The 8,801-nt window shown below is 61.1% G+C and carries 7 protein-coding genes; 2 read left to right on the forward strand and 5 right to left on the reverse strand.

Features of this window, described 5'->3' with window-relative positions; translation table 11 throughout:
• Window positions 1–33 precede the first annotated feature (33 nt).
• From B7G52_RS19285 to B7G52_RS19300, 4 genes are read right to left on the reverse strand one after another with little or no spacing between them, the layout of a single operon-like run.
• The gene (locus B7G52_RS19285; RefSeq protein ID WP_096699146.1) at window positions 34–849 is read right to left on the reverse strand and encodes an ABC transporter permease; all 816 of its coding nucleotides are present in this window, start codon (window positions 847–849) and stop codon (window positions 34–36) included.
• Window positions 839–1,741: an ABC transporter permease gene (locus B7G52_RS19290; protein WP_096699147.1), complete on the reverse strand. Its 903-nt coding sequence runs from the start codon at window positions 1,739–1,741 to the stop codon at window positions 839–841. Before B7G52_RS19290 ends, B7G52_RS19285 begins: the two co-directional genes overlap by 11 nt.
• A 10-nt stretch (window positions 1,742–1,751) precedes the next feature.
• Complete coding sequence (locus B7G52_RS19295; RefSeq protein ID WP_096699149.1) at window positions 1,752–2,777, reverse strand: ABC transporter ATP-binding protein; 1,026 nt, start codon at window positions 2,775–2,777, stop codon at window positions 1,752–1,754.
• 22 nt (window positions 2,778–2,799) lie between these two features.
• The gene (locus B7G52_RS19300; RefSeq protein WP_096699151.1) at window positions 2,800–3,951 is read right to left on the reverse strand and encodes an ABC transporter substrate-binding protein; all 1,152 of its coding nucleotides are present in this window, start codon (window positions 3,949–3,951) and stop codon (window positions 2,800–2,802) included.
• Between the two features lie 232 nt (window positions 3,952–4,183).
• On the opposite strand from B7G52_RS19300, the gene B7G52_RS19305 reads away from it, so the two are divergent.
• Window positions 4,184–5,113 carry a LysR family transcriptional regulator gene (locus B7G52_RS19305; RefSeq protein ID WP_096699153.1) on the forward strand — a complete coding sequence of 310 codons (930 nt, stop codon included), beginning with the start codon at window positions 4,184–4,186 and terminating at the stop codon, window positions 5,111–5,113.
• A gap of 87 nt (window positions 5,114–5,200) precedes the next feature.
• Window positions 5,201–8,041 (forward strand): alanine--tRNA ligase, encoded by a 2,841-nt coding sequence (gene alaS / locus B7G52_RS19310; RefSeq protein WP_096699155.1) that lies wholly within the window; start codon window positions 5,201–5,203, stop codon window positions 8,039–8,041.
• Window positions 8,042–8,142: 101 nt separating this feature from the next.
• On the opposite strand, the gene B7G52_RS19315 is transcribed toward alaS, so the two are convergent.
• A complete protein-coding gene (locus B7G52_RS19315; protein WP_096699157.1) occupies window positions 8,143–8,613 on the reverse strand; it encodes a RidA family protein in 471 nt (156 codons plus the stop codon).
• Window positions 8,614–8,801 lie beyond the last annotated feature (188 nt).

Here is an 8,801-nt window from a genome sequence, read left to right on the forward strand (position 1 = left end):
TGAGGGTAATGGGATGCTTGGTTCAGCGGGCAATCAACGGGCGTTGGGGCTGGCTTCACCGTCGCGGGTGAGGCGCCAGGCCAGCAGAATCAGCGGCATGGTGATGACCATGATGGCCAGCGCCACCACGTTGGTGATGGCGGCTTCGCGGGGGCGGCCCAGTTGCCCCATGAGCCAGATGGGCAGGGTCTGGTTGGCCCCGGCGGTAAAGGTGGTGACGATCAGCTCGTCCACCGACAGCGCAAAGGCCAGAATGCCGCCGGCCAGGAGCGCGGTGCTGAGCTGGGGCAGGATGATGTAGCGCAGCGTGGTGAGCGTGTCGGCTCCCAGGTCCATGGAGGCTTCCCACAGGCGGTCGGGCAGGCGGCGCAGGCGGGCCACCACGTTGTTGTGCACGATGACCACGCAGAAGGTGGCGTGGCCAATCACAATGGTCCAGTAGCCGGGGTTCACTTCCATCATCTTGAAGGCTGACAGCAGCGCAATGCCGGTCACGATGCCGGGCAAGGCAATCGGCATGATCAGCATGGTGGTGAAGGCGTCCTTGCCAAAGAACCGGTCGCGGTTGAGGGCGGCAGCGGTCAGTGTGCCCAGCACCATGGCAATCACGGTGGCCATGGCAGCGACCGAGAGCGACAGGGCAATGGCTTCATGGATATCGGTGCGCTCCAGCGCGCGGTAAAACCAGCGCAGCGTCAGACTCTGGATGGGGAAGCTGTAGCCGCTGTCATCGCTGTTGAAGGCATACAGCGCGATGAACACCAGCGGCAGGTGCAAAAAAGCCAGCCCCGCATAGGCGGCCACCCGCAGCAGGCTGGGGCGACGCCAGGTTTTTGGCTTAGAGCGCATTGAATGCCCCCAGTCGGCGTGCCATCGCCAGGTAAATGGTGATCAACACGATGGGGACGCAGGTAAACGCCGCGGCCATGGGAATGTTGCCAATGGTGCCTTGCATGGTGTAGACCATGTTGCCGATGTACAGGCCGGGCGGCCCCACCAATTGCGGAATGATGTAGTCGCCTAAAGTGAGCGAAAAGGTAAAGATCGAGCCCGCCACCACCCCCGGGAAGGCGAGCGGCCACAGCACATGGCGAAAGGTCTGCAACGGCCGGGCGCCCAAATCCCCCGAGGCCAGCAACAGATTGGCCGGCACGCGCTCGATGGCGGCCTGGATCGGCAGCACCATGAAGGGCAGCCAGATGTAGGTGAACACCAGAAAGCGCCCCAGGTTGGAGGTGGCCAGCGTGTCGCCACCAATCACCGGGAGTTGCAGCACTGCCTGTAGCGCGCCGCGCCAACCCAGCGCGTCCAGCAGCCAGTAAATCACGCCGCCTTGCGCCAGCAACACGGTCCAGGCATAGGCCTTGACGATGTAGCTGGCCCACATGGGCAGCATCACGCCAACAAAGAAAAAGCCTTTTTCTGCCGGGCTGGCATGGTGGGCCATGTAATAGGCCATGGGGAAGCCGATAAGCACGGTGCCCAGGGTGACCGCGATGGCCATGCCCAGGGTGCGCAGCACGATGTCCAGGTTGGCGGGCACCATGAGGCTCTCGAAATTGGCCGTGGTGAATTCAGCCACCACCGACATGCTCATGTCGTCAAAGGTAAAGACGCTCTGGCTCAGCAGGGTGAGCAGCGAGCCCACGTACACCACGCCAAACCACAGCAGGGGCGGGGTCAGGATCAACAGCAGCGTGAGTGTGCGCCGCTGGTAAAAAAAGTTGGAGAGTGCGCGCATGGCAGGGGCCTCAGACGTCCAGCATCACCATGTGCTGCTGCGACCAGCTCAGGGCCACGCGTTGGCCTGCCTGGGTATGGGCTGCGAGGGTGGACGCGGCTTCGCTCTCTGCCTGCATGGCGGTCAGCGTCTGGTTGCCTACCCGCACTTCCAGGCGCTGGCTGGCCCCCAGGAACTGGATGGCCAGCACTTCGCCTTCGACCTGCAGCAGTCCCTCTTTGGCGCTGCCGCCGGGCGCGACCACGGCGATGTTTTCCTGGCGCACGGCAAAGGCCTGCGCCCGTCCGGTGATGGTCTGCGCCAGTGCCGTGTCGATCACGTTGGAGCTGCCCACAAAGTCCGCCACAAAGCGGGTGCGGGGCTGGTGGTACAGCGCACGTGGCGAGGCTATTTGTTCAATCCTGCCGTGGTTGAAAACGGCAATGCGGTCCGACATGGACAGGGCCTCTCCCTGGTCGTGCGTGACATACACAAAGGTAATGCCCAGCTTGCGGTGCAGCACTTTCAGCTCCACCTGCATTTGCTCGCGCAGCTTCATGTCCAGTGCGCCCAGGGGTTCGTCCAGCAGCAAAATACGGGGCCGGTTGACCAGTGCGCGGGCCAAGGCCACACGCTGGCGCTGACCGCCGGAGAGTTGGGCCGGCGTGCGCTCGGCGTGGTCGGGCAGGGCGACCATGGCCAAGGCGTCAAGCGCCTTGGCATGGCGCTCGGCCTTGCCCACTTTTTTGACCATCAGTCCGTAGGCCACGTTGTCCAGCACACTCATGTGCGGAAACAGGGCGTAGTCCTGAAAGACCGTGTTCACATCGCGCTCATAAGGCGGTGTGCCAGAAGCCTCTTTGCCCATCAAGGTCAGGCTGCCGCTGGTGGGCTGCTCAAAGCCCGCCATCAGCCGCAGCGAGGTGGTTTTCCCCGAGCCCGACGGCCCCAGCATGGAAAAAAACTCGCCTTCTTCCACGGTGAAGCTCACGCTGTCCAGCGCTTTGACTTCACCGTAGTGCCGGGATACTTGTTGAAACTCGATGGCTACTGGCATACACACCTTCAGATTTTGCGGATCAACGGCCGCCCATGATGGCGATGTAGTCCATCGCCCACTTGGCATAAGGAACACAGGTGCCCTGGGTGGTGCACTTGGCTTGCGGGGTCTTCCAGAACTTGATCTTGTTCAGGTCGTCAAAGCCATTGATCTTGCAGAAGTCGCTGCCACCAGGTGCCTTGGCCTTGCAGGCCGCGGGTGTCACCGGCACAGTGCCAAACCACTCGGCCAAGGGGGCCTGCAGCTTGTCGCTGAGTTGATGCTCCATCCACTTGTAAGCGCAGTTCACGTTCTTGGCGTTGGTGTGCAGCATGGTGGTGTCGGCCCAGCCAGTGGCGCCTTCCTTGGGGATGACCGAGGCAATCGGCTTCTTCTCGCCTTTCAGTGAATTGACCATGAAGCCCCAGGAGCCGGAAGCGACGATGCCTTCGTTTTTGAAGTCATTCATCTGCACCGTGGCATCGTGCCAGTAGCGGTGAGTCAATTTCTTCTGGGCCCGCAGCAGGTCCAGAACCGCAGCGTATTGTTTTTCATTCAGCTCATAGGGATCCTTGATGCCCAGCGCCGGGTTCTTTGTCATGAGGTACAGCGCTGCATCGGCAATGTAGATGGCTCCGTCAAAGGCCTGTACGCGGCCTTTGTTGGACTTGCCATCGGGCAGGGTTTGTTCTTCAAACACGACACCCCAGGAATCGGGTGCCTTTTTGAACACATCGGTGTTGTACATGAGTACGTTGGGGCCCGACTGGTAGGGCACGCCGTAGTGCTTTCCATCAATGGTGTGCCAGGAAGCGTTTTGAAGGCGCGGGTCCACGTTCTTGTAGCTGGGAACCAGGCCCACGTTGACTTCCTGCACCAATTTGGAGGCGATCAGGCGTCCGCTGGCATCGCCCGAGGCAGTGACCAGGTCGTAGCCACCGGCTTTCATCAGAGACACCATTTCATCCGAAGTGGCCGCAGTCTTGACGTTGACTTTGCAGCCGGATGTCTTTTCGAATTCGGTGGTCCAGTCGTATTCCTTGACGGTTGCACCACGCTCTATATATCCCGCCCAGGCAATGATGTTGAGTTGCCCTTCACCCTTGCCAAGGGATGAGGGTGGACTGGCGAAGCTGGAAGCGGCGGCGGCTACCGCCAGCAAACCGGTGAGTAATGCGCGGGCTTGTGACATAAAGAGGCTCCTGACGTGGGTTGTTGTGGCCAGCGTTTGCGGGCCTGCTGGCATCTTAGGGAGAGCGATAGGCTTGATCCATACGCGCATGGCAATACAATCCATCGGAAAAACAGAAACCTTGCACCAAATAGCATTTGTTTAATGGTTAACCCTGGGTTTTGAAAAGGTGCATTGCCGGGTTCACCCGCTAAATGGGCCAAAAAGGTGCCTGAAATCACGAAATGGCGATATGAGTACATCTTTTAAGAGCATTCGGTATTTCATAGCGGTCGCGGAATCGGGTTCCATCTCGGCGGCAATCCATGAGTTGGGTGTGTCGCAATCGGTGGTGTCGGCGGCCATTGCCCAGATCGAGGCCGATTTGGGTACCTTGTTGTTTGAGCGCCGGGCCCGTGGCATGGCCCTGACCCATGCGGGCCACCAGTTTTTGCGGCATGCCCACCAGATTGAAGTGGCCATGCGCAATGCGCGCGACGCGCTGGCCTCGCGCCCCCATACCGTCACAGGCAGCCTCAACATTGGCGTCACCAGCCTGATGGTGGGGTACTACCTGCCGTTTTTGCTGGACCGGTTTCGCCGGGTATTTCCGCGGATCCAGGTTCAAATCACTGAAGACCGGCGTGACTATCTGGAGCATTTGCTGATCAATGGTGAGTTGGACGTGGCCTTGATCGTTGTGTCACAACTGCAGAATTACCGTGCACTGGAGACCGAGACCGTTCTTCGCTCGGGCTGGCGCGTTTGGTGTCCGGTCAACCACCGCTTGGCGAGCGAGGAAAGAATTGAGGCCAGGGAGCTCGCCGAGCAGTCACTGATACTGTTGCAGGCAGACGAGTTGGGCGACACGGCTACCGCGCTGTGGAACGCCGGGGGATCCGACCCCAACATACTGATCCGCACCTCTTCTGTGGAAGCGGTGCGCAGTCTGGTGGCCACGGGTGCCGGGTGTTCAGTGCTTCCGGACATGTTGTACCGCCCCTGGTCTCTGGAAGGTGATCGCATTGAAGCAAGGACCCTGGCGTACCCGATGCCGCACCTGGAGGTAGGCCTTGCCTGGCGCAAAGGGGCGGTGTTGCCTGAGTCCCTGAGTAATTTTCTGACCGCCGTGCGTCCCACGCTCGATGGAAACCTGTCGGCAACCGGCGGGCACCTGCGCTGATGCCGGGCGATAATGCACAGTTGGCCTGCTGTGCTTTGCGCAGTCTAGCCGAGAACGCCCCTATTTCTGCCCAACGATCAATCTGTCATGACCCAAACCACCATGAATGTCGCCGACATTCGCAAAACCTTTCTCGATTTTTTTGAATCCAAAGGCCATACCGTGGTCGAAAGCAGCCCGCTGGTGCCGGGCAATGACCCCACGTTGATGTTCACCAACTCGGGCATGGTCCAGTTCAAGGACGTGTTTTTGGGGGCCGACAAGCGCTCCTACGTGCGCGCCGCGTCCGTGCAGGCCTGCCTGCGCGCGGGCGGCAAGCACAACGACCTGGAAAACGTCGGCTACACCGCACGCCACCACACCTTCTTCGAGATGCTGGGCAACTGGAGTTTTGGCGACTACTTCAAGCGCGAATCGCTGAAGTGGGCCTGGGAGCTGCTGACCGAGGTCTACAAGCTGCCGGCCGACAAGCTGTGGGCCACGGTGTACATCGACGACGACGAGGCCTACGACATCTGGACGAAAGAAATCGGCCTGCCGCCCGAACGCGTGGTGCGCATCGGCGACAACAAGGGTGCCAAATACGCCAGCGACAACTTCTGGATGATGGCCGACACCGGCCCCTGCGGCCCCTGCAGCGAAATCTTCTTTGACCACGGCCCCGAAATCGCCGGCGGCCCGCCCGGCTCGCCCGAGCAGGACGGCGACCGTTACATCGAGATCTGGAACAACGTGTTCATGCAGTTCGACATGCAGCCCGACGGCTCGGTCAAGCCGCTGCCCGCGCCCTGCGTGGACACCGGCATGGGCCTGGAGCGGCTGGCCGCCATCCTGCAGCATGTGCACAGCAACTACGAAATCGACATCTTTGACGCGCTGATCAAGGCGGCTTCCCGCGAGACCGGCGAGAAGGACCTCGGCAACAAATCCCTGTTTGTCATCGCCGACCATATCCGCGCCACCGCCTTCCTGGTCAGCGACGGCGTCAACCCGTCCAACGAAGGCCGCGGTTATGTGCAGCGCCGCATCATCCGCCGTGCGATCCGCCACGGCTACAAGCTGGGCAAGAAAACGCCGTTTTTCCACAAGCTGGTGGCCGACCTGGTCAAGCTGATGGGCGAGGCTTATCCCAAGCTCAGGACTGACGAGGCGCGCATCACCGCCGTGCTCAAGGCCGAGGAAGAGCGTTTCTTTGAGACTCTAGCTACTGGCATGGACATCCTGGATCGGTCACTGGATATCCAACAAGTGAGAAGCAGTTTTCCTGAATACACCCTTAACGAGAGTCTCACGAGATATGGTGACTGTGACTACCTGTTTTATACGGGCTATGGTCAAGATAACAAAAACCCTGCAATTTTCGTTGTAGTAGACAGGGATCAGCTACCGGAGGCAAAGCGGCAGTTTGACAAGGTCTTACCTGGGCAGCCCAACTTGCATTGCCTCATTCGAAATTGGACTGGGCTTAAGTTACCCGGCGATGTCGCCTTCAAGCTGCATGACACCTACGGCTTTCCGCTGGACCTGTCGGCCGATGTCTGCCGTGAGCGCGGCGTCGAGGTCGACGAGGCCGGCTTCACCGCCGCCATGGACAAACAGAAAAACCAGGCGCGCGCCGCCGGCAAGTTCAAGATGGACCGCGCGCTCGAGTACACCGGCGAAGGTAATGAGTTCACCGGCTACGAAGCCCTGGAAGCCAGTGGAAAAATTGTCGCCCTGTACGCCGACGGCCTGCCGGTGGTGGCGCTCAAGACCGGCCAGCAGGGCGTGGTGGTGCTGGACCGCACCCCGTTTTACGCCGAAAGCGGCGGCCAGGTGGGCGACCAGGGCGAACTGGTCAGCGGCTCGGCACACTTCGAGGTCGGCGACACGCTCAAGATCAAGGCCGATGTGTACGGCCACCACGGCAGCGTGGCGCAAGGCACGCTCAACGTGGGCGACCATGTGTCGGCACGTGTCAACCTGGCCGTGCGTGCCGCCACCGTGCGCAACCACAGCGCCACCCACCTGATGCACAAGGCCTTGCGCGAAGTGCTGGGCGACCATGTGCAGCAAAAAGGCTCGCTGGTCGATGCCGATAAAACCCGTTTCGACTTTGCCCACAATGCACCGGTGACCGACGAGCAGATCCGCGAGATCGAAGCGCGCGTCAACGCCGAGATCCTGGCCAACGTCGCCACCGACGCCAGCGTGATGGACATGGAAGCCGCCCAGAAAACCGGTGCCATGATGTTGTTCGGCGAGAAGTACGGTGACAAGGTGCGTGTGCTCAGCATAGGCTCGAGCAAGGAGCTGTGCGGCGGCACCCACGTGACGCGCACCGGCGATATCGGCCTGTTCAAGATCGTGGCCGAGGCCGGCGTGGCGTCGGGTGTGCGCCGCATCGAGGCGGTGACCGGCGAGAACGCACTGGCTTACCTGCAGTCCCTCGAAGCCGCGGTCCAGTCAGCAGCCGGCTCGCTCAAGGCCAGCCCTTCCGAGCTGCAGGGCCGTATCGGCCAGGTGCTCGACCAGGTGCGGGCGCTTGAAAAGGAAGTGGCTGCGCTCAAGGGCAAGCTGGCCTCATCGCAGGGTGACGAGCTGATGTCGCAGGCGGTCGATGTCAAGGGCCTGAAAGTGCTGGCCGCCAAGCTCGAAGGCGCCGACGCCAAGACCCTGCGCGACACCATGGACAAGCTCAAGGACAAGCTCAAGACTGCGGTCATCGTGCTGGCCGCAGTGGACGGCGACAAGGTGCAGATCGCGGCCGGCGTGACCGCCGACAGCGTGGGCAAGCTCAAGGCCGGCGAACTTGTCAACTTTGTCGCCCAGCAGGTGGGTGGCAAGGGCGGCGGCAAGGCCGACATGGCCATGGCCGGCGGCACCGAGCCTGCAAAACTGCCTGATGCGCTGGCCTCGGTCCAGGCTTGGGTGGCCGAGCGCGCCTGAGCCGCCGGCGCCAGCTGAATTACCAGCGTCTCAACGAACGTCAGAATGCAAAAAGGGGCGGCCAGTGGCCGCCCCTTTTTTTTTGTTGTCGGCCTGTCAGGTCAGGCGACTTCGGCGATCAGCTCGATCTCGACGCAGGCGCCCATGGGGATTTGTGCGACACCAAAAGCGCTGCGCGCATGGCTGCCGGCAGGACCGAACACCTCGCCCAGCAGTTCACTGGCGCCGTTGGTCACCAGGTGCTGCTCGGTGAAGTCGCCGGTCGAGTTGACCAGGCTCATCACCTTGACGATGCGCGTGATCTTGCCGAGGTCACCGACGGCCGCCTGCAGCGTGCCCATCAGGTCGATCGCAATGGCGCGTGCCGCGGCCTTGCCTTCCTCGGTGCCCATGGTCTTGCCGAGCTGGCCGACCCAGGCTTTGCCTTCTTTTTTGGCAATGTGGCCGGAGAGGAAAACCAGCTTGCCGGTCTGCACAAAAGGCACGTAGGCCGCTGCCGGCGTGGAGACCGGTGGCAGGGTGATGCCCAGGGTTTTCAGCTTGTCGTAGATGGGGCCGGTGGGTTGGGTCATGAAACGCTCCTGAAAGAGGGTGGGTCGAAAAAAAATGAACGGGCGGATTCAAGTACGAAGTGCAACGTTCAGAAATAGGGTGGGCCAAGAGTCAATAGGATGGGCTCTTTGTGACCAGCCAGTCTCAACGAAGCACCATGACCTACAAACACTTGACCCGAGAAGAACGATACCAAATTCACGTACTC

Source organism: Polaromonas sp. AER18D-145, assembly GCF_002379095.1.
GTDB lineage: Bacteria > Pseudomonadota > Gammaproteobacteria > Burkholderiales > Burkholderiaceae_C > Polaromonas.

Excerpts from the sequence above, each read along its gene's own strand:
- B7G52_RS19285 (WP_096699146.1), bottom strand. The coding sequence starts at position 849 with ATGCGCTCTAAGCCAAAAACCTGGCGTCGCCCCAGCCTGCTGCGGGTG.
- B7G52_RS19290 (WP_096699147.1), bottom strand. The coding sequence starts at position 1,741 with ATGCGCGCACTCTCCAACTTTTTTTACCAGCGGCGCACACTCACGCTG.
- B7G52_RS19295 (WP_096699149.1), bottom strand. The coding sequence starts at position 2,777 with ATGCCAGTAGCCATCGAGTTTCAACAAGTATCCCGGCACTACGGTGAA.
- B7G52_RS19300 (WP_096699151.1), bottom strand. The coding sequence starts at position 3,951 with ATGTCACAAGCCCGCGCATTACTCACCGGTTTGCTGGCGGTAGCCGCC.
- B7G52_RS19305 (WP_096699153.1), top strand. The coding sequence starts at position 4,184 with ATGAGTACATCTTTTAAGAGCATTCGGTATTTCATAGCGGTCGCGGAA.
- alaS (WP_096699155.1), top strand. The coding sequence starts at position 5,201 with ATGACCCAAACCACCATGAATGTCGCCGACATTCGCAAAACCTTTCTC.
- B7G52_RS19315 (WP_096699157.1), bottom strand. The coding sequence starts at position 8,613 with ATGACCCAACCCACCGGCCCCATCTACGACAAGCTGAAAACCCTGGGC.